The sequence below is a fragment of the Vreelandella halophila genome (genome assembly GCF_019903425.1).
GTDB lineage: Bacteria > Pseudomonadota > Gammaproteobacteria > Pseudomonadales > Oleiphilaceae > Halospina > Halospina halophila.
The window spans coordinates 1,242,804-1,266,514 of sequence record NZ_JACHUZ010000013.1; the positions used below are offsets into that span (position 1 = coordinate 1,242,804).

Here is a 23,711-nt window from a genome sequence, read left to right on the forward strand (position 1 = left end):
CGCTGATTCTATAGACCGCACTCACTTCCTACCCTGATGAAATTGTAAACAAGTTCAAAACCTTGTCAGGAAGCCGGCCGGGTCGACCGGGATGCTGTGTTAACGCCTTCTCAGAATGGCGTTCTGTTTGGGGATGGCGTTGATCCGGAGGAAGCACCATCGTTAGTCTGAACTGGCCTGCGGGTGGATTCTGTATGTGAAATCAAGGAAAAGGAGTTCCCGATGTATCTATGGAAAGTGGATCGTCTTGCCGATGAACTGGGTAAGAATCAGGTTTCCCAGAAGGAAGAGTTCAAGTATACCCTCGCTGTTACGCTTCTCGGCATGCTGCTGCTTGGATTGGCGGCCTTCGGGTCCGGTGCTGTGCCGCCCTGGCTGATGGCAGCGGATCTCGCCATTATGCTGGCCATCACCGGTGCCGGCATCGTGTACTGCTATAACCGCAATCAGGGCTCGGATAACCGCGACTTCATTGTCCGCTTCATATGCCTGGGGCTGCCGGTGACGGTGCGCATCACGGTCCTCGGGATGGTGATCGGGTTCATCGTGGGAGTTGTTGCCGGTATCACGCTCGAACCGGCGTCTTTTCAGCAGTCGGAAGCTGGACCCGGAACCATGGTGCTCATCAACCTTGGCCTCGGATATCTGATCCATGCCCTCTATTTCATCTATCTGGCGCGCTGGCTGGCTGCGGTGGGTGACGTTGCCAGGAATCCTGCGGGCTGACCTGCAGAGAGCCTTGTGATCGGTCTCCCTGCGGTTCTTGGGGATCGCTCATCCTACCTCCAGGTTGCTTAAACATCGTCTTTGAACTGGCTGGTGCTGGTAGCAGTATCTGCGGATGCCTTTCTATAAACCTCGTCTGATGTCATAAATATAAAGGCTGCTGTGACGCCTGACAGTATATGGACAGTCGTACCTTGAGAAACATCGAAGATGTTTTCGGATATCGACCTTGCTATCGATAGGGAAAATATGGCCAGGAGTTAGTTCTTCGCCGGTATTAGGAATGCATTCTTTTTCAGGGAAGCGGGGATGTTTTTTATAATATGGCGTTTCATGCTGGTCATCCTGTCTTCTGAAAGTAACTGGTGTTCCGCCTCTACTGAATTAGTTTCCCATAGGAAGAAACCGCTATTCCGGAAATAATAAAAATCTGGGTTGTCTTGTTTGGGGTTTGGCCGGGTTTTCGGGAGTAAGTGTGGGTTATGAGTCCAATTAGTAGTATACAAATCCCTCCGGGAAAGACCCAGCTTCTGGGGTCCTCAAAAGCTATCGTATGCCCGGATATAAAAATAATAGCGGCGATCAGTATTATTTTTATGGAGAGCATGCGGAACCTCACTCCGTAAGTTGTATTCGGCCGGCAATAAATCAACGCCTTCAAGGTTAAGGCACATTAGAGTATGGAAGAGAATAGGATAAAAGATATAAGATGTATAGGTAATAGGTTTTTCAAAATTGTTATCTTATATCTGCAATTGGAGTTCAGAGTCCGAGACCGCATATCTTGTATGGTTTCATTTGGAGGGCCAAGAATCAATAAAATAATAGACATTAATAAGCATGTAAGTGCTATTGCTTTATCCGGAGATATATCTTCTCCAACGAATAGGAGGGTAAATCCCAATATTAAAAGTCCACCCTGAAACCATGCCAATCTGATGTTCATTAGTGTTTCTCTTTAAGTTTTATGGTTTACGACTAATGATGTTGAATTCGTAATAAACGGAGTATGTTATATATCCTATAAAGTGTGATTTTGATTATTTTTTAACGGTGTCTGATTACTGAGATGCCACACTACGGCTTATCAGAATCCGTAGTGTGGCCCACATTAAAGTCAAGCTCTCAAGTGGCGTTAGTCAAACGCACCTTGAATTGCCCCCCCTGCGGCGGCCACCCTTGGTGCAAGATACCGCCCAGCTGCACTGGTAATTGGACCGCCAACGAAGCCCATTGCGGCACCACTACCAGTACTGGCAGCTAAACCACTCCAAGAGAAATCTCCAGATGTCGCTGCGCTCCCCAAATACGTAAGGCCTCCGTAAACACCACCGGCTACTGATCCTGCCGGCCCAACAGCACCATTGACTTGCTCGATTTCATGCATGCTCAGTTCACGCATTTATCTTCTCCTTTTAGTCATAGGTTGATAGTACCAACTACTTCCGTGTTGTCCCTGACCGGTCATGGAGCAACAGCCTTAACCTATGGTGGGCCATTACTTGCCTTCAATACTTGCCTTTTTCTGTGCGTGAAATAATTCACAAAAATGGTGTAGTGATTATTGCGGGGTTGCCGCCGGATTTTCGTCTGGTGCATGGTTCTGTTCAAGGACGAAGCGGCGGAACGCTGAGGCGATAGCGCTCCGCTAAAAGGAACACCACAGGGACTGCCGGTGTGATGCGAAGGAGAGCACTTGCCATGTCGCTATTTGCGGCTTGCCTGATACTGCCCGAAACGGGGGCACCTTCCGAGGTCAGATCTGACCTGACAGAACTGCACGCGCTTGCTCTCGAACATGATGCAGAGTTGGAAGCAGCGCGGCATCGCCGTGATGCCGGAAAGGAAGCTTTGGAGCAGGGGCGTGCCAGCTTATTGCCGAAGTTGTCTGTGTCCGCGGAGTATTCGCGGAACCGTGAATGGTCCGATCAACCGTCCCGAGCTGGCGGCGTTACAGAACAGCGAAGGGAAATAGCCAATACTCGTTATCAGGCCTCCCTGACCCAACCGGTATTCCGGCTGGATGCCTGGTACGACTATAGAGCAGGACGCGCTGGAGCACGGGTTGCAGAGCTCGAATTCAAGCAGCGTCTGCAACGCTTTAACAGGGAATTGCTTCAAGCGTACCTGGAAGCATTACGTGCCCAGGTCAGGGCTCGGACCCTCGACGCTCGCGTGGAAGCTGCCGAGGCTCAACGGAGGCAGGCCAAATCACGCCTGGACGCAGGCCTGACCTCGCGGTTGGATGTGTCGGATTGTCGCTCTTGGTGTTGGTTTCTGGGAGAGTTTTTCGGTTGTCAGGCGGAGTGTACATCAGGATGCCTCGCGCTCGTTAGGGAACCTCTGAATAACCAGTTTTGAACGCCAATTCCCGATTTCGATCCGGAGATGAACCGATTTCGGCGATAAATGCCCGGTCTATTTGTTCATCTTTTGTCCGGTTAACGCCTTTTTGGCGGCCACCGGACACACTTCCCCTACGCGGGGAGGTATCGTTCACCGACAAGCATGTTGCTGAACGCTGCCAACAGGTAAAGCCGATTGGCGTTCTTCGCCAGGCCGCGGTAGCGGACCTTAGCGTAACCAAACTGACGCTTGATGGTACGAAACGGATGCTCGACCTTCGCCCGAACACTGGCCTTGATCTTTTCCGCCCTGGCAAGGTTGCTGCCTTCCGCCAGCTGTCGGGTAACACCAGGGCGCCGGGCGATGAACCAGTCGACGTTCCGGTGCCGGTGCTCTTTGCGCTTCTCAATGCCCCGGTAACCGGAATCGCCAAAAACCCGTGTTTCATCGCCGTGGAGCAACGCGCCAGCCGCATTGAGATCGTGCTCATTGGCAGCAGTCACTTCCAGCGAATGGATCATCCCAAAACCGTCATCCACACCAGTGTGCATCTTCATTCCGAAATACCACTGGTTGCCCTTGCGGGTCTGGTGCATTTCCGGATCCCTCTCGCCGCTTTTGTTCTTGGTCGAGCTGGGCGCGGAGATGATGCTGGCATCCACGATGCTGCCTTCGCGCAGCATCAGGCCCTGGCGCTCCAGGTGCTTGTTCACTTCCTTGAACATCGCCTTGCCCAGGTTGTGCTGCTCCAGAAAATGGCGGAAGTTGAGAATGGTGGTTTCGTCCGGAATCGAATCGGCCAGGGTCAGGCCGGCAAAGCGGCGCATGGACTCGATCTCGTAGAGTTCGTCTTCCATCGCTGGATCGGAAAGGTTGTAGAACAGCTGCATGCAGTGGATGCGAAGCATCACCTGCAATGGATACGGCCGGCGGCCGTTCTCGCCCTTGGGATAGTAGCGGGCAACCTTGTTCTCCAGCTTCTTCCAGGGGATCAGCTGATCCATGCGCTCCAGGAACTTCTCGCGGCGGGTCTTGCGCTTTTTGTTCTGGTATTCGGCTTCGGCAAAGCTGATCTGGCTCATGGCGTGAAGACCTTCCCGATTGGTGGCTCTGGCGCTATTGTCGCAAATCCGGGGGCTTTTTCAGAGGTTCCTTAGGTAAGTGCGTAACGATCGGTATCCGTTATGTTGGGTGTTTCAGTCATTTTGAGCGGCCGCGACGGTTCCGTAGGTAAGTCTCCCCCAGAATCACGCCAAAACCCATCCCCGAACCAATACCGATTACCAGATCAATGCTGGTGAACCAGGTAGAAAAAGCACCAATGCTCAGGCCAATGAGCATCCCCAGATGTGATATCTGGGTGACTCGCCCTTGTTCAGACAAGGATGGTTGTGCTTCGGATTCAGTAGTCGAATGCTTTCTACGTTGCGTTATGCTCAAAATAGTCTTTCAACTTCGGTGTCAGAATCAGCGTTAGCACTGCACAGATCGGTGAAAGTATGACGCTTGCCAGCTGCGTTGCTTGTGGATAAAAGAAGTGGGTTATGGCAATAAGAGGAGCGCCATTAAGAAGAAAAGAAATCAGAAGTGCTAATGTGAATCCTAGAGCGAATAATTTGGCTTTTTCCATAAGAATATCCTTCCATATGGATACGAAAAGGGAGCAGTCCTCCTGTTTTTTAGGGGTCGCATTCAGAAATAAAGCGTGGATCATAGCGGAATACTCACAATCGTCCGATGCAGTAGGCACTTTCTTCTTTTTATTGTTGTTTGTCGTTGTCTCTGAACCATCTATTTATGTTCCCTGGGTTGCTTTTTATGTAGGCGGTAATGGGTATAGAGCATAGTATAAGAAATAATACCAAAATTAGTAATCCTGGATATTCTATATTGGCTAATCCGGTATGTAGTTGTATGATCAATAAGGAAACAATAATAAAAGACGTATAAATTGTTAAAAATGATATCTTTTGGTTTCTGCTCATTGGTTTTCTCTTTTTATGGTAAGTTTTTGCGCTTTAGTTTAACCTCTTTTATTGCCTTTTAGGCTAACGGGTTTAATCATATTTTATAAACACTAAAAGGTAGCCGAACACTGGATTATTAAAGGCTAATAAATCTAAATAGATAAAAGCCTATAACAGCTACCCATTTGCGATTATTTTCGCGCTATGTTCCGCTCAAATCCAGTATTCGGCTACTAGGCTTCTGCTTAGTAATATGAATCTACAAGCGGATCAACCGCATAATCGTTAATTACGGTGCCTGCAGCGTAACCTATGCCGAAAGCTGCACCTGCGGCAGCACCTACCGCACCGCCAGTTGCGGCGCCGCGGGCGGTGTTGGTTACTACTGTTCCAGCGAGAGCCCCAACGCCACTTCCAGCTCCGGTTGTTGAGGCGATGTCTGTGACAATGTCACCGCCACTTACGCTTTCAACTTCCTGCATGTTCAGTTCACGCATTTGTTCTCTCCTTTCTCAGTCTTTGATTAATTAAACCAACTACTTCCGTGTTGTCCCTGACCGGTCATGGATCAACAGCCTTAACCTATGGTGGGCCATTACTTGCTTCAATACTTGCCTTTTTCTGTGCGTGAAATAATTCACAAAATGGTGTAGTGATTATTGCGGGGTTGCCGCCGGATTTTCGTCTGGTGCATGGTTCTCATCCGGTACTTGACATGTAATTTAGATGCTTGGTTCAGGGGTTTCTATTTTTTTCAATGTCAGCTGATGCACGAAATATAAAGACGGCTGTCACCCCTGTCATTAAAGGAAAAATGGTGTCCAGAGAAAGGCCAAATATGTTTTGGGATATTGACTTGGTTAGGGATAGCACAAATATAGCTAGGAAGGAGTTCTTTGCTGGGATCATTATGCTGTCTTTTTTTATCTTTTTATATAATTCTGATAAATTGGGAATTTTCATGTGTGAAATCCTAGGGGGTTTTTTTTAACCATAACGTCAGGGCAGGGATTTCCTACCCTGACGCTCATTTTTCAGATTACTACAGAGCGGTCCCCCTTAGAGGGGATTTTGTTTCGCGGTGAGGTTGGTTCCACTGTCGTTGGATATCCCTCATGACATAATTTATTGATTGGTCTAAAAATTTACCTAAAAGAACTCCGGCGAGAAGGTTTGCGGCAGTACGGTATCCTCCACTAACTTGGGCGATTTCACTTTCTTTCAATTCACGCATTTGTCGTCTCCTTTTCGCCATAATCTGATAGTAAAAACTAATTCCTTGTTGTCCCTGACCGGTCATGGAGCAACGGTTTTAATCTATGAACCGTAATTACTTGCCCACAATACTTGTCGCCTCAAAAGTGTGACGCAGATCACAAAACGCGTGTAGTGGCTATCACTGAGTTGTAGCATGGTTCGGCTCTGGTCCAGGGTTTTTGGGTGGATGAATCAGTGGATGGCTGTCGATGGAGGTCAGGCCGTCCGCCATGCGCCGGCTCCACGCAGAGGTTAAGGAGAACGTTAGTATGCAAGTATACAGCGCCAGGGCAGGAGCACTCATTGCGAGCCTGGTTTTGATCACCTCCCCGGTGATGGCAGAGGACACGGAAGAGGCTGGCGATAGGTCAGTGGATGAGACGGAACACTCGAAGAACCCGCCCCATGAGCTCAGAAGGACGTCTGAAGAAAGGCCGAAAGGGCCCGCCGAGGAAGAAAGTCCCCGCCACCGTATTGATGAGCATCTGCGGAACCAGGAACGTCTGGAGGTTCAGCCGGTGGAAATTCCCGAGAACCTTAAAGAAGACCAGTAACGGTTGAGAGCCTGGATCTCTGGATTGAAACGTTGAATCAACCACCCGCGTAAAGGGAGTTTACGATGACGATGAGACAGTTTTTTGCTGCCGCCTCGCTCGCATGCACGCTTGCATGGCCGGTCTATGGTGAGGTTATCACCCCGGATTCGGACGAGCGCGACCATGCCAGCTTTGAGCTGGAGAATGGGCTGACCGTGATGGTGGTGTCCGATCCCGGGGCAGAGACAGCCGCCGCCGCGATGTCGGTGGGCGTGGGCAGTGATGACGATCCGGACCAGGTCCCGGGTCTGGCCCATCTTTTGGAACACATGGTGTTTTCCGGGTCGGAGGCCTATCCCGAAAGGGGCGGGTTCAGTGACTTCATTAACCGTCAGGGAGGGCGTTACAACGGCTATACCGCTTCGGATCACAGTTCCTTTTTCTTTGAGGTTCAGCCGGATGCGCTGGATAAGGCGCTGAAGCGGTTTTCCGATTTCCTGTCCCAGCCCACCCTGGACCGGGAGGACGTTGACCGGGAAATCCAGATTGTCCAGCACGAATATGATGGCCAGAAGAACCAGCAGGGCTGGCAGGAGCTGTCGGTCTTCCGGAAGGTTGTGAATCCGGCCCACCCATTTTCACGGTTCAACATGGGCAATCGCGCCAGCTTTGAGGGGGTGGCACGGGATACGCTCATGAAGGAACTCGAAGCGCTCTTTGAGGCGCATTACCGTGCCGGGGATATGAAGCTTGTGGTGCAGGGGGCTGAACCGGTTGCGGGACTACGCAAGCGGGTCAAGGCCCACTTCAGTGACCTCTCCGGGGGCAGTGCGCCGGACTCCGACCTTCCGCCATTACTTCCCTCGGATGAGCTCCCGCGTTGGGTGCGGGTTGGTGGTGACGGGTCGGAGCCGCGCATGGTGTTGTCCTTTCCGGTGGCGCCGCCTCATGAGGCGCACCGGGTCTTACCCTATGGCTATATTGGTGAGCTGATCACCAGCAAGCAGGCGGGCCGTCTGCGGGAAGCGTTAAGGGACCGTGGCTGGATCAGTGACCTGGGGGCCTCCCATCGCGTGAACGCAGGGCAGTACGCAACCTTTGATATCACGCTTCTGCTGACGGATGAAGGAGTGGCCAACCGGAAGGCGGTTACCGGTATGGTCCATGATTACCTGGGTCGTATGCGGGAAGATGGGGTCAGTGAGCCGCTTTATCGGGAACAGCAGCGTTCGGTCCGGGAGGCGTTCCACAATGCCGAACAGCCGCCCGCCATGCATTACGTATCGCGTTTGGCGGGCAACCTGCAGCGTTATGAGCCTAAAAGGGTTCTGTCCGGGCCATCGCTCATGCAGGAATACGATGAAGCTGTGATCCGGGAGGCCCTGGATCAGCTCCGGCCAGCCAATATGGTCGTGACTTCCTATATCCCTGACGCGTCCTGGGAGCAGGAGGATGCCTATTCCGGCGCTACCTTTGAGACCCGAACGCCAACCACCGAGAAGCTGGAGCAGTGGCTGGCGCTTGAGGCGGCGCCCGATTTCCGGCTCCAGACCACCGATAACCCCTATATCCAGGAGGAACACCCTCTTGTTGATCGCAACCTGGATCAGGAGCAACCCAGCGAACTGGCGATGACGGCAGACCGGGAAGGCTTTGACGTCTGGTTCCTTCAGGATCAGCAATTCGAAAGCCCCAAGGGGGCGCTCTACATGGCGCTGGATCACCCGGTTGCCTATGAGGCAGAGCATGGTCCGGTTACCGCTGGGGTCTATTCGATGGTGCTCAACGAGGCGTTGAAACCGTTGATCCAGAAGGGCGACAAGGCCGGACTGTCGGTTACGGCGATGCGGACCAATCACGGAGTTGGGTTCCGCATTTACGGGTTTACCGGCAAACAGAAGGCCTTTGTTTCGGATGTACTGGACAGGGTCCGCAATGTAACCGTGACCCAGGAGCTCCTGGATAAGGCAATGGCGGGATTCGAGCAGCAGGTGAACCAGTACCGGAACTTCCAGCCTTTCCAGAAGCTGGTGGTGTCGCTCAGGGTGGAGGCTCATCCCAGACAATCCCGGCCCGATCGCGAGCTCACCGCTGCTGAGTCAGTGACGGTTGATCAGCTTAAGGACTTTCATGAGCGGCTTTGGGATCGCCCGTCCGTCGAGGCCCTGATGCACGGCAACTATGATCGTGACTCGGCCCGGGCCATGGCGAGGGTTCTGTCGAAGGGGATTGGTGGCCCGTTTGAGACCATGCCCAACAAGGCGGAACGGCTGGGAGACGCGGCTATTCCCCGGGAGAAAGCCGAAGCCATTCCCGGGGACAACACGGCGGCGGTCTATTACGCGCGCCAGCCGCTGGAGGTGGAGCATTCGGCCGAGCTGGCGATGCTTGCGCACATGCTGAATCAGCACCTGTTTTCAGCGGTCAGGGACAAGCAGCCCATGGGGTATGTGGCGTTTGCAACCCCGACGGAAGATTACCGCAGCCATGGCCCAGTTTTTGGCATTCAGGCACCGGGCGCGTCGCCCAAGGCGGTTCGCAAGCGGCTGGATTCAGAAGTTGAACGGTTTGTCTCGAACCTGGAAGGGATGTCGGAGTCCGATTTCGATGTCTTTCGGGACGGCCTGCTCAGTAAGCTTCAGAAGCCACAAGAACGGCTGCGCAGCTACAGCCATTATTGGTGGAAGGACATCCGGCGGTTTGGCAAGCCGGTGGATGAACTGGGCCAGGCAACGCAACAGCTGAAAGTGTTGAGTGCGGATGAACTCGCCAGCTTTGCCCGCAAGCTTCTGCTGGATGAGGAGGCGAGGGTGCTGGTGCGGACCACCGGCGCTTGAGCCGCAAAGCGGGGCGACTAGAACATCGTCGCCCCGAAGATGAAGGTCAGCTGCGCCAGTCCAGCCAGGCAACCAAGGGCGGCGCCGGCGGCAATGAGCTTGATCTCATCCTCCTGGAAACAGGGCCGGAGGAGTTTCTGGAACTCTTCGGGAGAGAGTTCGACCATGCGCCGGCGCATGATGTCCTCAACGGCGCTGGCGCGGTCGTTTTCGAACATGGGGTCGTCAAAGGTCTCTTCGGCGATTTCGATGGAAAGGTCGCCCACGCGCTGCTTGAGATTGGCGAAAGAGGTGGGGCCGAAGGCCATCTGGGTGAAGGCCTTACCCATGCCGGCGGTTTCATCCACCAGCTTTTTCATGTGCTTGCGCACCAGGTTGCGTGCGCGGTCGGCTTTCGGACCGTTGAGAATGGCATCCACCAGGTTGCCCACGGTCAGGATCTCGTGGGTGACAATGTGGCAGAAGGACTCGGCCACCTCGGGCTGGCGGCGCAGGAACTGCCCCTGGAGGCGGAAGGGGCCGACCTTCACGGGGTAGAGTGGGCGGAAGATGAAGTTGAGTGCGATCCAGTTGGTGGCCCAGCCCACAAGAAGCCCGAAGAAGGGCAGGATCCACCCGGCCTGGAAATAGTACCAGACGATCATCTGGATGATGCCGAAGGCAAAGCCGAAGTAGAGCCCGGAATTGATGATGAAGCGGAACTCCTTCTCACCGCACTCGAGGAATATGCGGTTGAGCAGGGAGCGGTCCTCGCCCAGCTGGGTGACCACCATGTTCTGGATGTCCAGCAGGTCCTCGGCGTTGTCGGAGAAGTCATCAACCAGGTTGTCCACCAGTTCGGGGGACCGGTCCCGGACCCGCTGGTAGATCATCTCCCGCGCTTTCTGCGGGAGGTTTTCCCAGAAGGTGGGGTGCTCGGCGAGCATGATCTCGTCCACGTATTCATCGGTGCGTGGCACGGTGTGGTCCACGATGTACTGGGTCAGAACCCGTGGATCGATGTACTCGAAGATCTCCTGGACGGTGCCGATCTTGGCGATGGTGGAATCCACCGCGATGCGGGCCATTTTCTCGGCCTTGGAGGGGATAATGCCCTGCCAGCCGAGAAAGGGGCGGATGCCGACGAACTCTTTCGGGTAGAAGGTGAGCTTGATCGCCATCCAGTTGGTGATCCAGCCGATGAGCGCGGCGATCACAGGGATGCTCAGGTATTTCCAGAATTCGGGGTTGGTGAGCAGATCCGTCATTCAGCAGTGTCCTTACCGGATGATTGGAAGTCGCCCCAGAGCCACTGGCACAGGCCAATGGCGGCCACCGGCGCGGTTTCGGTGCGAAGTACCCGCGGGCCCAGGGCCAGGGGCGCAAAGCCCGCCTCGGCCGCGGCATCGAGCTCAGCGTCATCCAGCCCGCCTTCCGGGCCAATGAGCAGGGCAACCGAGGCGGGCGTGGCGTGTTGACCGTGAACCGGCCGGCCGTCGTGGTGGAGGACGAGCCGGACATCGTCGTCACAGTGTGTGAGCCAGTCGGCCAGTTTCATGGGCGCGTGGATGGTGGGTATCCGGGCGCGGCCACACTGTTCGGCTGCGCTGATCGCCACCTGTTGCCAGTTCTTCAGTCGCTTGCGCTCGCGCTCGGGGTTGAGTCGAACCTCGCAGCGGGCACTGTCCAAAGGCTGGATGGCGGTCACGCCCATTTCCGTGGCCTTCTGGATGGCGTAATCCATGCGATCGCCCCGGGACATGACCTGGCCCAGGGTGATCCCCAGCGGGGATTCGGTGCCGGGGTCATGGGGCGGCTCAACGTGCACGCTGAGCCGCTTGCGGCCGGCTTCGAGGATTTCCGCCGGATAGTCCAGGCCGTCGCCGTTGAACAGTACCACCCTGTCGCCCGCGTTCATGCGCAGGACCGTACCTGCGTGATGGGCCGCATTGCCGGCAAGCGTATGCTCGCCCGGCGTCAGTGCTTCCGGGGTGTGGATCCGGGGTATCCGCATCGGTGCCTCAGTCCCTGGTGGCCTTATCGATACCTTCCGTGGCCACGGTCGCCAGGTGCCGGATCTGGTCCTCGCTGATCACGTAGGGCGGCATGAAGTAGGTGACGTTGCCCAGCGGCCGCAGCAGTGCCTCGCGGGTGATGGAGTGCTGGTAGACCCGCAGGCCGCGGCGTTCCTGCCAGGGGAAGGGCTCCATGGTGGCCTTGTCCTTCACCAGCTCCATGGCCAGGATCATGCCGTGCTGGCGGATGTCGCCCACGTGCGGGTGCTCGCGCAGGTGTTCCACGCTCTCGCCCATGATGCGGGCCTTTTCGCGGTTGGCCTCGATGACGTTGTCATCCCGGAAGATATCCAGCGTCGCCCGCGCCACGGCGCAGCCGATAGGGTTGCCGGTGTAGCTGTGCGAGTGCAGGAAGGCCTTCATGGTCTCGAAGTCGTCGTAGAAGGCGTTGAAGACGTCGTCCGTGGTCATGGTGATCGAAAGCGGCAGGTAGCCGGCGGTCAGGCCCTTGGACAGGCACATGAAATCCGGCGAGATGTTGGCCTGTTCGCAGGCGAAGAGGGTGCCGGTGCGGCCGAAGCCCACGGCGATCTCGTCGGCGATCAGGTGGATGTTGTAGCGGTCACAGGCCTCGCGCAGCTTTTTCAGGTAGATCGGGTCATACATCCGCATGTGGCCGGCGCACTGGACCAGTGGCTCGACGATGACGGCGCAGACGTTGTCCGCGTTCTCGGCCATCAGCGTTTCCATGTGCTCGAACTGGCGAAGGGCGTAGTCTTCCCAGCTTTCACCTTTTTCCCGGTAGAAGGCGTCCGGGGCCGGGGCCGTGAGCATTTCCATCAGCAGCGGTTCATAGGTCTCGCGGTAAAGGCCCACGTCGCTCAGCGCGAGCGCGCCCAGGGTTTCGCCGTGGTAGCTGTTGGAGATGTTGATGAAGTTCTTCTTCGCCGGCTTTCCGGTGTTGCGGAAATAGTGGTAGCTCATCTTCAACGCCACCTCGATGGCAGAGGAGCCGTTATCCGCATAAAAGCAGCGGTTGAGTCCTTGCGGGGTCACCTCGATCAGGCGTTCCGAGAGGTCGATCACCGGTTCATGGGTGAAGCCGGCAAGCATGGCGTGCTCAAGCTGCTGGGTCTGCTGGTTGATGGCCTCGTTGATGCGCGGGTTTGCGTGGCCGAACAGGTTCACCCACCAGGAGCTGACCGCGTCGATGTAGCGGTTGCCGTCAAAGTCGTAGAGCCAGACGCCTTCACCGCGCTTGAACGGGATCAGTGGGAGCGTCTCGTGGTCCTTCATCTGAGTGCAGGGGTGCCAGACGGCCTTCAGGTCTCGCTCGATCATCTCGCGATTGGATGTCACGACTGCCTCCCGGTGGATCGTTTACAGAATCATCAGTGGGAGAGTGATGATACGGGCCGGGCGCCGGGCATGGAAGGGCTGTGATGACGGGGCGTAAAGGGAGAGGAGCAAGAAGCGGGATAGCAGGAGCGAGCCCTGCTCGCGATGATCTGTGATCGCTTGCGGGGCAGGCTCCTGCCGGAGAACGCGGCGTTCAGAATGCGATCTTTTCCGCCCTTTCCTTGTCCAGGCCCAGGTTGTGCCAGATGTTCAGGCTGGCCTCGGACTGGTTCAGGGTGTAGAAGTGCAGGCCCGGCGCGCCGGCATCAAGGAGCTCCTCGCACATGCGGGTAACCACTTCCTCGCCGAACTTCTTGATCGAGTCCGAATCATCCCCGTAGGCTTCCATCTGCTTGCGGATCCAACGCGGGATGTCCGCACCACACATCTCGCTGAACTGCGAGATCTTCTGGAAGTTGATGATGGGCATGATGCCCGGTACCACGGGAATGTCCACGCCCATCTTCTCCAGACGGTCGATGAAGTGGAAATACGCCTCGACGTTGAAGAAGTACTGCGTGATGGCACTGTTGGCGCCGGCGTCGACCTTGCGCTTGAAGTTCAGCAGGTCCGCCTCGGCATTGGGTGCCTGGGGGTGGAACTCCGGATAGGCGCCGACTTCCAGTGAGAAGTGATCGCCACTGTGTTCACGGATGAATTCCACCAGTTCGTTGGCATAGCGCATCTCGCCGTAACCGGTATTGCCCATGCCGGACGGGATATCGCCGCGCAGCGCAACGATCCGATCGACACCATTGTCTTTATAGGTGTCGAGCAGTTCGGAAATGATCTCTTTGTTCGACCCCACGCACGACAGGTGTGGTGCCGTTGAGATGCCCTGACTGTTCAGGTCGATCACGGTGTTCTTGGTACCCTCGCGGGTTGAACCGCCGGCACCAAAGGTGACCGAGAAGAAATCCGGGTTCAGCTCAGCGAGCTTGTCCCGTGTTGTCTGCAGTTGTGTCACGCCCTTGTCGGTCTTCGGGGGGAAGAACTCGAAGCTGAAGCGTCTCTGGAACTGCTTTTGGCTTTGCATGGTTCTGTTCCTTCCGGGCTCCTGGCCCGATGCTCACTGAATCAAAACCGGGCAGCCGGGGCGCCGTGGCGCCCGCGACTGCTGCCATTGATACCGATCCGGGGATCAGTACTTGTAGGCTTCCGCCTTGAACGGCCCGTGAACCGGAACGCCGACGTACTCGGACTGTTCCTTGGTCATGCGGGTAATGGTGCCGCCAAAGCCTTCGACCATGTACTGGGCAACTTCCTCGTCGAGTTCCTTCGGGAGGACGCGAACGTAGAGGTTGTCCTTCTTCTGGTCTTCCGGAAGATCGGCGAACTTGCGCTCGAACAGGTACATCTGTGCTGCAACCTGGTTGGCGAAGGAGCCGTCCATGATCCGCGACGGATGGCCAGTGGCGTTACCCAGGTTAACCAGGCGACCTTCGGCCAGCAGGAAGAGGTGATCGTCCTTGGACTTGTCACGGTAGATCTTGTGAACCTGCGGCTTGATCTCGTCCCATTCCCAGTTCTCGCGCATGAACGCGGTATCGATCTCGTTGTCGAAGTGACCGATGTTGCAGACGATGGCGCCGGACTTGACCGCGGCCAGCATGTGCTTGTCACAGACATCGACGTTACCGGTAGTGGTTACCAGAACGTCAGTGTCCTGCAGCAGCTGCTTGTTGATGCTGTCGGCCTTGCCAGTGTTCTCGCCGTTGTTGTAGGGAGAAACCACTTCGTAGCCGTCCATGCACGCCTGCATCGCACAGATCGGGTCGATCTCGGAGATGCGCACGATCATGCCTTCCTGACGCAGGGACTGGGCGGAGCCCTTGCCGACGTCGCCGTAACCGATGACCAGGGCTTTCTTGCCGGACATCAGGTGGTCGAGCGAACGCTTGAGGGCGTCGTTCAGGCTGTGACGGCAGCCGTACTTGTTGTCGTTCTTGGACTTGGTGACCGAGTCGTTCACGTTGATCGCCGGCACCTTGAGGCTGCCTTCTTCGATCATGTGCTCGAGACGGTGAACGCCCGTGGTGGTTTCCTCGGAGATGCCGTGGCAGTTCTTGAGGATTTCCGGATACTTCTCGTGCAGCATCTCGGTCAGGTCACCGCCGTCGTCCAGGATCATGTTCGGTTCCCAGCCGTCAACGTCGGCGCCGATAGTGCGCTCGATGCACCACTCGTACTCTTCTTCGGTCTCACCTTTCCAGGCGAATACCGGAACGCCGGTAGCGGCGATGGCGGCAGCGGCCTGATCCTGGGTAGAGAAGATGTTGCAAGAGGACCAGCGGACGTTGGCGCCCAGAGCGGTCAGGGTTTCGATCAGCACGGCCGTCTGTACGGTCATGTGAATGCAGCCCATCACGTTGGCGCCTTTCAGCGGCTGCTGGTTGCGATACTTTTCGCGCAGCTTAATCAGAGCGGGCATTTCGCTCTCGGCGATGGCGATTTCCTTGCGGCCCCAGCCGGCAAGGTCGATGTCGGCTACTTTGTAGTCAGTAAAATTACTGTCCAAAGGCATTGTTAATACTCCTGATTCATATGGGTAATTCGGTTGTGCAACAGGGCCAGCCGGCGGCCGGCCCTGTGTGGCAGAGGTTTACTTGGCGGCAGCCTTCAGTTCTTCCGCCTTGTCGGTCTTTTCCCAGGGGAAGGTCGTGAAGGTCTGGCCATTGACGGTCTTCTGTTCCGGCTTGCGACCGAAGTGACCGTACGCGGCTGTGTCGCGGTACATCGGGTGCAGCAGATCCAGCTGCTTGGTCAGCGCATAGGGACGCAGGTCAAAGGTCTTGCGGACCAGCTGCTCGATCTTGCGGTCATCCATCTTACCGGTGCCGAAGGTGTTGATGGAGATCGATGTCGGCTCGGCAACGCCGATGGCGTAGGAGATCTGGATCTCGCACTTGTCGGCCAGGCCAGCGGCTACGACGTTCTTCGCTACGTAACGGCCAGCGTAGGCAGCGGAGCGGTCGACCTTGGACGGATCCTTACCGGAGAAGGCGCCGCCACCGTGGCGAGCCATGCCACCGTAGGTGTCAACGATGATCTTACGACCTGTCAGGCCAGCATCGCCTACCGGGCCACCGATTTCGAAGTTGCCGGTCGGGTTGATGTGGAACTTGGTGTCGTTGTGGATCAGCTCGGACGGGATCACGTCCTTCACGATCTCTTCCATGACCGCTTCACGCAGCTGCTCCAGGGAAACATCCGGGCTGTGCTGTGTGGAAAGGACAACGGCGTCGATGCCGGTTACCTTGCCGTCTTCATAACGGCAGCTCACCTGACTCTTCGCGTCCGGACGCAGCCAGTCAAGCTTGTTGCTCTGCAGCAGCTCGGCCTGCTTTTCACACATACGGTGCGCGTAGCAGATCGGAGCCGGCATCAGCACGTCGGTCTCGTTGCAGGCGTAGCCGAACATCAGGCCCTGGTCGCCAGCGCCCTGGTCTTCCGGCTTGGAGCGGTCAACGCCCTGGGCGATGTCGACGGACTGCTTGCCGACAACGTTGATGAAGGCACAGGTGTTGCCGTCAAAGCCAACGTCGGAGTGGTTGTAGCCAATGTCGGTGATGGCCTTACGAGCCACTTCTTCAAATTCGATGTTGGTGTTGGTGGTGATCTCGCCGGCGATCAGGCACATGCCGGTCTTGACCACGGTTTCGCAGGCGACACGCGCGTAGGGGTCGTCCTGCAGGATGCGGTCGAGAATGGCATCGGATACGGCGTCGGACAGCTTGTCGGGATGACCGGCTGTTACCGACTCGGATGTAAAGAGACTGTAGTCACTCATGCTTGCTTTCCTCCTTTTGAAGGTTATTAAAGGTCATAGTGGGAAGCCGGTTCGCTAGCCCGTAAATTCCCTGACCTGGATCTGAAAACCGTTGCGCAGGCCAATGAACAGGGTTTCGCCCTGACTCAGGCCGGCGTCTGCTGCCCAGCCCGTAAGCTCTTCCGGCTCAAAGCCCTGCCAGATGTCGCCGCAGTTGTCCCTGACCCAGCTCTGCTCGTGCCGGCAGAGTTCACTGATGATCATTCGGCCGCCGGGTTTCAGCAGCTGGGCGCTGTCTCGGAAGATGTTCGCGGGGCTGGCCACGTGGTGCAGCACCATGTTGGCCACCACCAGATTGAACGTTTCCTCGCGTTCAATCACATCAGGGCACTCCCCGTTCAGCAGGCGCACATTGGTGAGGCCCTGCTGTTCGCAGTACTGTCCGGCGCGGTCCAGCATGGCCTGAACGTTGTCCACAGCCACCACCTCGCCGAAGCAGTTCGCAAGAACCGGCAGGAAGGGGCCTTCACCTGGCCCGATCTCCAGCGCATTGCCGCTGCCATCGCAGGGATAGCGCCGGTGGATGAGTTCCGCCACCGGTTGCGCGTAGCGCTGGTGATTGGCGATCAGCTCCTGCTGTTCCCGGAAATGGCGGGCGTAGCGCGCGAAAAAGACCTGGGACTGTTCCGAACGCTGACGCCGTATTGCACGGATCCGGTCCAGCAGTTCCTCGGTGAGCTGGATCTGGTCCACGGCCTCAAAGATGGAGCGAACGGCGGTATAGCGTGGTTCGTCTCCGGCTCGAAGCAGCGGACGCCGGTAGAAGGTGGCGTTGCCTTCCCGCTGGGGTTCAAGCAGTCCGGCCTGGGTCAGCACCTTGAGGTGGTGACTCATGCCGGACTGGCGCATGTTAAAGAGCCGGCACAGTTCCATAACCCCGAAGGTGTCGCGTTGCAGGACCCGAAGGATATCGAGCCTCAGCGGGTCGCCGGCGGCCTTGTAGAGGCTCCCCAGCGTGTGCAGCGCTGTTTCGGTATCTGCGGATTTGACGTGTGCCGTTGAATTCATTGCCCCTACTTTACGGTCGGGTCTGAACCGGGGTCAACAGCTATATCAAAAAAAATTGATATAGCGCTGAGTAAAAGGTCGGCTGACATTTGCCCAACCGGGTGGCGATCGGTGAAAATACGCGCCTCTTGAAGCGGCCCCGTTGCGGGTCGTACCAATCAGCCAGTGGGAGACAATTCCGATGCCGTCGCGTAAAGACCTTGCCAACGCGGTACGCGCGCTCAGTATGGACGCCGTGCAGAAGGCGCAATCCGGTCATCCCGGCGCGCCCATGGGGCTGGCCGACGTTGCCGAGGTGCTGTGGAACGATTACCTGAAACACAACCCGGTTAACCCGTCCTGGCCGGATCGCGACCGCTTCGTGCTCTCCAACGGCCATGGTTCCATGCTCCAGTACAGCCTGCTGCACCTGACCGGCTACGATCTGGGCATCGAGGACCTCAAACAGTTCCGACAGCTTCACTCCCGGACTCCGGGGCATCCGGAATTCGGTTACACCCCGGGGGTTGAGACCACCACCGGTCCCCTGGGGCAGGGCTTCGCGAACTCGGTGGGCATGGCGCTGGCGGAGAAGAACCTGGCGGCGCAGTTCAACCGTGACGGCCATGAGGTGGTGGATCATCACACCTACTGCATCGTTGGCGATGGCTGCCTGATGGAAGGCATTTCCCACGAGGCGGCGTCTCTGGCTGGGACTCTCGGGCTTGGCAAGCTGGTGGTGTTCTATGACGACAACGGCATCTCCATCGACGGCGATGTGAGTGGCTGGTTCACCGACGATACGGCCAAGCGGTTCGAGGCCTACAACTGGCAGGTGATTGCGGGCGTGGACGGACACGACCCGGAAGCCGTGAAACAGGCCATCGAACAGGCACGGGGCAACACCGAACAGCCAGCGCTGATCTGCTGCCGCACCGTGATCGGCTTCGGCTCCCCCGGTAAGGCGGGCTCCGAGAGCAGTCACGGCGCGCCGCTGGGTGATGACGAGATCGCAGCAACCCGTGAGAACCTCGGCTGGACCCATGGTGCTTTCGAGGTTCCGGACGAGCTGTATAAAGGCTGGGATGCCCGCGAGACCGGGGCGGCCGCCGAAAAGGACTGGAATGAACGCTTCGCGGCCTATGAGAAGGCGTATCCGGAGCTGGCAGCTGAACTGAAGCGTCGCCTGGCCGGTGAGCTGCCGTCGGATTTCGCGCAGAAGGCACAGGACTACATCCGGCAGTGCCAGGAGGGTGGTGAGAATATGGCCACCCGCAAGGCCTCGCAGAAGACCCTCAACGCCTATGGGCCGGTGCTTCCGGAGCTGGTTGGCGGTTCAGCGGACCTGGCCGGCTCCAACAATACCCTCTGGGACGATTGCCGGGCGATCACGGCCGCCGATGCCAGCGGCAATTACGTCTACTACGGCGTGCGTGAATTCGCCATGACCGCGATCGGCAGTGGCATGGCCCTGCATGGTGGCGTGATCCCCTATGTGGCCACCTTCCTGATCTTCATGGAATACGCCCGTAACGCTACGCGCATGGCGGCGCTCATGAAGCAGCGCAATATCCTGGTCTACACCCATGACTCCATTGGTCTGGGCGAGGACGGCCCCACGCACCAACCGGTGGAGCAGCTGGCTACCCTGCGCCAGACCCCGAACATGAGCCTGTGGCGTCCCTGTGACACGGTCGAGACGGCCGTGGCCTGGAAGGCCGCCATTGAGCGCACCGATGGTCCGACCGCGCTGGTGTTCACCCGCCAGGCGCTGGCCCACCAGGACCGGGACGAGCAGCAGGTCGCGGACATCGAGCGCGGTGCTTACATCCTGTCGGATTCCGACGGCTTCCCGGAGATCATCCTGATTGCCACCGGCTCCGAAGTGGCGCTGGCCCAGGAGGCGGCCACCCAGCTGCGCGGCCAGGGCCGCCAGGTACGGGTGGTGTCCATGCCCAGCACGGACCGCTTCGATGCCCAGCCGGCCGAGTACCGCCAGAAGGTGCTGCCGGCCGAGGTTACCTGCCGCGTGGCGGTGGAAGCCGGCATTGCCGATTACTGGAGCAAGTACGTGGGCCTGGAAGGGCGCGTGCTTGGCATGACCACCTTTGGTGAGTCGGCGCCGGCAGGCCCGCTGTTCGAGGCCTTCGGCTTTACCGTGGACAACCTGCTCGCCATCAGCGAAACCCTGCTGGACGACATGGCGTGAACGGAGGACGACCGATGGCGGCTCGGGTAGCGATCAATGGTTACGGGCGCATCGGTCAGTGCCTTCTGCGTGCGCTCTACGAGAATGGCTATCGCGACCGGCTTCAGGTCGTCGCCATCAATGAGCTTTCCGACCCGGAGACCATCGCGCACCTGACCCGTTTTGACACTACCCATGGCCGCTTTGCCGGTGAGGTTGAGGTCGATGGGGAGGGTCTGGTGGTCGATGGTGATGCCATACGCATCGTGCGGGAGCCGGAAGCACAGAACCTGCCCTGGGGCGAGATCGGCGTTGATCTGGTGCTCGACTGCACGGGCCTCGGTGCCACACGGGAGCAGGGCCGGAAGCACCTGGATGCGGGGGCCGGCCGGGTGCTGTTCTCCCAGCCGGGGGATCCGGATCTGGATGCGACCCTGGTCTACGGGGTGAACCACGAGACCCTGGCAGCCGATGACCGCATCGTTTCCAATGCGTCCTGCACCACCAACTGCATCGTGCCCATCATCCAGGCTCTGGATGCGGCCTACGGCATTGAGCAGGGTTCCACCACCACCATCCATTCGGCCATGAACGATCAGCCTGTGATCGATGCCTACCATCATCAGGATCTTCGCCGCACCCGCAGCGCCTTTCACAATATGGTGCCCGTGGATACGGGGCTGGCCCGGGGGATTGAGCGGCTACTGCCGGCGATGGCGGGGCGGTTCAGTTCGGTGGCGGTGCGGGTGCCGACCATCAATGTTTCGGCGATTGATATGACGGTGGCTGTGCGTTCGGAGACGGATACGGATTCGGTGAACGCGGTATTGAAGGAGACGGCGGCTTCATCGCTGGATGGCATCATCGGGTATACGGAGGAGCTGCTGGCGAGTACGGATTTCAATCATGACGCGCGCTCGGGGATTGTGGATGCGGGGCAGACCCGGGTTAGTGGGGGGCGGATGGTTAAGGTGTTGTGCTGGTTTGATAATGAGTGGGGGTATGCGAATCGCATGCTGGATGTGGCTCGGTATTGGGCCTCTCTCTAGTTTGCAGCGACCAGATTGGGATGTGATTGCAGGTGCCGAACTGGGGGTGCCCTTTCCGGGACCGCTGTGAACCCATCCCTGGGCGCTGGCGCGGCGGCCTCCTGCCGCCGAGCCTCCCGGAAAGGGCACCCCCACTCCGTCACTCCGGCTTTGTTGGTACCGCTGCGCCGGGGAACGGCGGGTTCAGGGTAGAGTATTAAAAATTCAACATTAATCGCGCTTTTGAGGAATCGCACCAATGAGCATTAAACGCATGACCGACATGGATCTGAAGGGCAAGCGGGTTCTGATCCGGGAGGATCTGAACGTGCCCATCAAGGAGGGTGTGGTGACGGGGGATGCCCGTTTGCGGGCGTCTCTGGAGACGATTCGCGCGGCCCGGGATGCCGGTGGGCGTGTAATGCTCATGTCGCACCTGGGGCGCCCGGAGGAGGGAGTGTATTCCGAGGAGGATTCCCTCAAGCCGGTGGCCAAGCGGCTGGGTGAGCTGTTGGGCCAGGAGGTGCGGGTTCTGGATGACTACCTGGATGGCGTTGAGGTCGCCGAGGGCGAGGTCGTCCTGTGTGAGAACGTGCGCTTCAACAAGGGCGAGAAGAAGGATGATGAAGCGCTGGCCCGGAAGTACGCGGCGCTGTGCGATGTGTTCGTGATGGATGCGTTCGGCACGGCGCACCGGGCCCAGGCCTCCACCCATGGTGTGGCGAAGTTTGCGCCGGAGGCCTGCGCCGGCCCGCTGCTGGCGGGGGAGCTGGATGCGCTGACCAAGGCGCTGGAGCATCCGCAGAAGCCGGTGGTGGCGATTGTGGGTGGCTCCAAGGTCTCTACCAAGCTGACAGTGCTGGAACAGTTGTCGAAGGTGGTGGACAAGCTGATCGTCGGCGGTGGCATCACTAATACCTTCCTGGCGGCCAGTGGCAAGTCGGTGGGTAAGTCGCTGTGCGAGCATGACATGCTGGATGAGGCCAGGGCGCTGATGGAGAAGGTCGAGATCGCCCAGCCGACGGATGTTGTTGTGGCCAGTGAGGTCTCGGAGAACGCGCAGGCGACCACTAAGAAGGTGGAGGATGTCTCAGGGGACGACATGATCCTGGACATTGGTCCGGAAACTTCCGCCGCGCTGGCCCAGGAACTCAAGGGTGCGAAGACCATCATCTGGAACGGCCCGGTGGGTGTGTTCGAGATCGAGGCGTTCTCCCATGGCACCCGTAAGCTGGGCGATGCCATCGCCAGCAGCGATGCGTTTTCTCTGGCAGGCGGGGGTGATACCGTATCCGCCATTGATGAATTCGATCTCAGCGACCGGATTTCCTACATCTCGACCGGCGGTGGCGCCTTCCTGGAGTTTGTGGAAGGCAAGACACTGCCTGCAGTCGCCGTACTCGAGGAACGCGGCGCCTGAGCGCCGTTACCCAACCCGACATTAAGGAGAGGCCGACATGGCACTGATTTCCATGCGACAGCTGCTCGACCATGCCGCCGAACACGGTTATGGCGTTCCAGCGTTCAACGTGAACAACCTTGAGCAGATGCGTGCCATCATGATGGCCGCGAACAAGACGGAGAGCCCGGTGATCGTCCAGGCCTCCGCCGGCGCGCGCAAGTACGCGGGGGCTCCCTTCCTGCGCCGCCTGATGGAAGGCGCCGCGGAGGAGTGGCCGCACATCCCGATTGCGGTGCACCAGGACCACGGCACCAGCCCGGCGGTGTGCCAGCGCTCCATCCAGCTTGGGTTCACTTCCGTGATGATGGACGGTTCTCTGGGCGAGGACGGCAAGACGCCCATGGATTACGACTACAACATGGGCGTGACCCGCAAGACCGTCGAGATGGCCCATGCCTGCGGCGTGTCCGTGGAAGGCGAGCTGGGTTGCCTGGGGTCGCTGGAGTCCGGTGAAGCCGGTGAGGAAGACGGCGTGGGCGCCTCCGGCAAGCTCAGCCATGACCAGATGCTGACCGACCCGGAAGAGGCGGCGCAGTTCGTCAAGGACACCCACTGCGACGCCCTGGCAATCGCCATCGGCACCAGCCATGGCGCTTACAAGTTCACTCGTCCGCCCACGGGCGACATCCTGGCCATCGACCGTATCAAGGAGATCCACGCGCGCATCCCGGATACGCACCTGGTGATGCACGGTTCCTCCTCCGTCCCCCAGGAATGGCTGGACATCATCAACGAGTACGGTGGTGAGATCCCGGAGACCTATGGCGTACCGGTTGAGGAGATTGCCGAGGGTATCCGCCATGGCGTGCGCAAGGTGAACGTTGATACCGACCTGCGTCTGGCGGCCACCGGTTCCGTGCGCCGCTTCCTGGCCCAGAACCCGGCGGAGTTTGATCCGCGCAAGTTCATGAAGGAAGCGCTGGCCGGCATGTACGATGTCTGCGTCAAGCGCTATGAGGCTTTTGGCACAGCGGGGAACGCCAGCAAGATCACCCCGATCAAGCTTGAGGACATGGTCAGCCGCTACGACAGCGGGGAGCTTGACCCGAAAGTCAACTGATCGATGACGTTAATGCTACAAAGCCGGGTGTGAATGGCGTCACTATCTGGTTTAGGCTTTATCCATGCTTACAGTGCATGGAATCCGCCCAACCAG

Annotated in this window: 19 protein-coding genes; 8 read left to right on the forward strand and 11 right to left on the reverse strand. The window is 57.9% G+C overall.

Annotated features, from left to right (window positions below; genetic code table 11):
* The first annotated feature begins 222 nt into the window (after positions 1 to 222).
* Complete coding sequence (locus tag H4I92_RS10075) at positions 223 to 726, forward strand: hypothetical protein (protein ID WP_077530466.1); 504 nt, start codon at positions 223 to 225, stop codon at positions 724 to 726.
* A gap of 1,701 nt (positions 727 to 2,427) precedes the next feature.
* Positions 2,428 to 3,087 (forward strand): TolC family protein, encoded by a 660-nt coding sequence (locus H4I92_RS10080; protein ID WP_179105683.1) that lies wholly within the window; start codon positions 2,428 to 2,430, stop codon positions 3,085 to 3,087.
* Between the two features lie 116 nt (positions 3,088 to 3,203).
* Here the strand turns inward: H4I92_RS10080 and H4I92_RS10085 are convergent, their stop codons facing one another.
* The 4 genes from H4I92_RS10085 to H4I92_RS10100 all read right to left on the reverse strand — a co-directional run bounded on the left by H4I92_RS10085 (position 3,204) and on the right by H4I92_RS10100 (position 6,002).
* The gene (locus tag H4I92_RS10085) at positions 3,204 to 4,154 is read right to left on the reverse strand and encodes an IS5 family transposase (protein WP_077528626.1); all 951 of its coding nucleotides are present in this window, start codon (positions 4,152 to 4,154) and stop codon (positions 3,204 to 3,206) included.
* Between the two features lie 338 nt (positions 4,155 to 4,492).
* Positions 4,493 to 4,702, reverse strand: coding sequence for a hypothetical protein (locus H4I92_RS10090; RefSeq protein WP_143512657.1), 210 nt, complete (start codon positions 4,700 to 4,702; stop codon positions 4,493 to 4,495).
* Between the two features lie 582 nt (positions 4,703 to 5,284).
* On the reverse strand, positions 5,285 to 5,536 hold the full coding sequence (locus tag H4I92_RS10095) for a hypothetical protein (RefSeq protein ID WP_143512658.1): 252 nt from the start codon (positions 5,534 to 5,536) through the stop codon (positions 5,285 to 5,287).
* A gap of 238 nt (positions 5,537 to 5,774) precedes the next feature.
* Positions 5,775 to 6,002: a hypothetical protein gene (locus tag H4I92_RS10100; RefSeq protein ID WP_143512659.1), complete on the reverse strand. Its 228-nt coding sequence runs from the start codon at positions 6,000 to 6,002 to the stop codon at positions 5,775 to 5,777.
* 563 nt (positions 6,003 to 6,565) lie between these two features.
* Here H4I92_RS10100 and H4I92_RS10105 point away from each other — a divergent pair.
* Positions 6,566 to 6,850, forward strand: a complete 285-nt coding sequence (locus H4I92_RS10105) for a hypothetical protein (RefSeq protein ID WP_143512660.1) — start codon at positions 6,566 to 6,568, stop codon at positions 6,848 to 6,850.
* 65 nt (positions 6,851 to 6,915) lie between these two features.
* Positions 6,916 to 9,669 (forward strand): insulinase family protein, encoded by a 2,754-nt coding sequence (locus H4I92_RS10110; RefSeq protein WP_077530470.1) that lies wholly within the window; start codon positions 6,916 to 6,918, stop codon positions 9,667 to 9,669.
* Between the two features lie 17 nt (positions 9,670 to 9,686).
* Here H4I92_RS10110 and H4I92_RS10115 read toward each other — a convergent pair whose 3' ends face one another.
* The 7 genes from H4I92_RS10115 to H4I92_RS10145 form a co-directional block, all read right to left on the reverse strand.
* Positions 9,687 to 10,916 (reverse strand): DUF445 domain-containing protein, encoded by a 1,230-nt coding sequence (locus H4I92_RS10115; protein WP_077530471.1) that lies wholly within the window; start codon positions 10,914 to 10,916, stop codon positions 9,687 to 9,689.
* Positions 10,913 to 11,662, reverse strand: coding sequence for a 16S rRNA (uracil(1498)-N(3))-methyltransferase (locus H4I92_RS10120; protein ID WP_077530472.1), 750 nt, complete (start codon positions 11,660 to 11,662; stop codon positions 10,913 to 10,915). The genes H4I92_RS10115 and H4I92_RS10120 overlap by 4 nt, the downstream gene beginning before the upstream one ends.
* A 7-nt stretch (positions 11,663 to 11,669) precedes the next feature.
* Complete coding sequence (locus H4I92_RS10125; protein ID WP_218668195.1) at positions 11,670 to 13,022, reverse strand: adenosylmethionine--8-amino-7-oxononanoate transaminase; 1,353 nt, start codon at positions 13,020 to 13,022, stop codon at positions 11,670 to 11,672.
* A 193-nt stretch (positions 13,023 to 13,215) separates the two neighbouring features.
* The gene (gene metF / locus H4I92_RS10130; RefSeq protein ID WP_077530473.1) at positions 13,216 to 14,097 is read right to left on the reverse strand and encodes a methylenetetrahydrofolate reductase [NAD(P)H]; all 882 of its coding nucleotides are present in this window, start codon (positions 14,095 to 14,097) and stop codon (positions 13,216 to 13,218) included.
* Between the two features lie 105 nt (positions 14,098 to 14,202).
* Positions 14,203 to 15,585 (reverse strand): adenosylhomocysteinase, encoded by a 1,383-nt coding sequence (gene ahcY / locus H4I92_RS10135; RefSeq protein WP_077530474.1) that lies wholly within the window; start codon positions 15,583 to 15,585, stop codon positions 14,203 to 14,205.
* 78 nt (positions 15,586 to 15,663) lie between these two features.
* A complete protein-coding gene (gene metK / locus H4I92_RS10140; protein ID WP_077530475.1) occupies positions 15,664 to 16,851 on the reverse strand; it encodes a methionine adenosyltransferase in 1,188 nt (395 codons plus the stop codon).
* 54 nt (positions 16,852 to 16,905) lie between these two features.
* Positions 16,906 to 17,898: a metalloregulator ArsR/SmtB family transcription factor gene (locus H4I92_RS10145; protein WP_077530476.1), complete on the reverse strand. Its 993-nt coding sequence runs from the start codon at positions 17,896 to 17,898 to the stop codon at positions 16,906 to 16,908.
* Positions 17,899 to 18,079: 181 nt separating this feature from the next.
* Between H4I92_RS10145 and tkt the strand changes: the two genes are divergently transcribed.
* The 4 genes from tkt (at position 18,080) to fba (ending at position 23,615) form a co-directional block, all read left to right on the forward strand.
* Positions 18,080 to 20,086: a transketolase gene (gene tkt, locus H4I92_RS10150; protein WP_077530477.1), complete on the forward strand. Its 2,007-nt coding sequence runs from the start codon at positions 18,080 to 18,082 to the stop codon at positions 20,084 to 20,086.
* Between the two features lie 14 nt (positions 20,087 to 20,100).
* Entirely contained in the window at positions 20,101 to 21,114 is a 1,014-nt protein-coding gene (locus H4I92_RS10155) for a type I glyceraldehyde-3-phosphate dehydrogenase (RefSeq protein WP_077530478.1), read from the forward strand.
* Positions 21,115 to 21,352: 238 nt separating this feature from the next.
* Positions 21,353 to 22,513: a phosphoglycerate kinase gene (locus tag H4I92_RS10160; RefSeq protein WP_077530479.1), complete on the forward strand. Its 1,161-nt coding sequence runs from the start codon at positions 21,353 to 21,355 to the stop codon at positions 22,511 to 22,513.
* Positions 22,514 to 22,550: 37 nt separating this feature from the next.
* On the forward strand, positions 22,551 to 23,615 hold the full coding sequence (fba, locus tag H4I92_RS10165; RefSeq protein WP_077530480.1) for a class II fructose-bisphosphate aldolase: 1,065 nt from the start codon (positions 22,551 to 22,553) through the stop codon (positions 23,613 to 23,615).
* Positions 23,616 to 23,711 lie beyond the last annotated feature (96 nt).

Coding starts and splice junctions, on each gene's coding strand:
- fba (WP_077530480.1), top strand. CDS start 22,551: ATGGCACTGATTTCCATGCGACAGCTGCTCGACCATGCCGCCGAACAC.
- metK (WP_077530475.1), bottom strand. CDS start 16,851: ATGAGTGACTACAGTCTCTTTACATCCGAGTCGGTAACAGCCGGTCAT.
- ahcY (WP_077530474.1), bottom strand. CDS start 15,585: ATGCCTTTGGACAGTAATTTTACTGACTACAAAGTAGCCGACATCGAC.
- H4I92_RS10080 (WP_179105683.1), top strand. CDS start 2,428: ATGTCGCTATTTGCGGCTTGCCTGATACTGCCCGAAACGGGGGCACCT.
- tkt (WP_077530477.1), top strand. CDS start 18,080: ATGCCGTCGCGTAAAGACCTTGCCAACGCGGTACGCGCGCTCAGTATG.
- H4I92_RS10090 (WP_143512657.1), bottom strand. CDS start 4,702: ATGGAAAAAGCCAAATTATTCGCTCTAGGATTCACATTAGCACTTCTG.
- H4I92_RS10155 (WP_077530478.1), top strand. CDS start 20,101: ATGGCGGCTCGGGTAGCGATCAATGGTTACGGGCGCATCGGTCAGTGC.
- H4I92_RS10160 (WP_077530479.1), top strand. CDS start 21,353: ATGAGCATTAAACGCATGACCGACATGGATCTGAAGGGCAAGCGGGTT.
- H4I92_RS10145 (WP_077530476.1), bottom strand. CDS start 17,898: ATGAATTCAACGGCACACGTCAAATCCGCAGATACCGAAACAGCGCTG.
- H4I92_RS10105 (WP_143512660.1), top strand. CDS start 6,566: ATGCAAGTATACAGCGCCAGGGCAGGAGCACTCATTGCGAGCCTGGTT.
- metF (WP_077530473.1), bottom strand. CDS start 14,097: ATGCAAAGCCAAAAGCAGTTCCAGAGACGCTTCAGCTTCGAGTTCTTC.
- H4I92_RS10115 (WP_077530471.1), bottom strand. CDS start 10,916: ATGACGGATCTGCTCACCAACCCCGAATTCTGGAAATACCTGAGCATC.
- H4I92_RS10095 (WP_143512658.1), bottom strand. CDS start 5,536: ATGCGTGAACTGAACATGCAGGAAGTTGAAAGCGTAAGTGGCGGTGAC.
- H4I92_RS10110 (WP_077530470.1), top strand. CDS start 6,916: ATGACGATGAGACAGTTTTTTGCTGCCGCCTCGCTCGCATGCACGCTT.
- H4I92_RS10100 (WP_143512659.1), bottom strand. CDS start 6,002: ATGAAAATTCCCAATTTATCAGAATTATATAAAAAGATAAAAAAAGAC.
- H4I92_RS10120 (WP_077530472.1), bottom strand. CDS start 11,662: ATGCGGATACCCCGGATCCACACCCCGGAAGCACTGACGCCGGGCGAG.
- H4I92_RS10075 (WP_077530466.1), top strand. CDS start 223: ATGTATCTATGGAAAGTGGATCGTCTTGCCGATGAACTGGGTAAGAAT.
- H4I92_RS10085 (WP_077528626.1), bottom strand. CDS start 4,154: ATGAGCCAGATCAGCTTTGCCGAAGCCGAATACCAGAACAAAAAGCGC.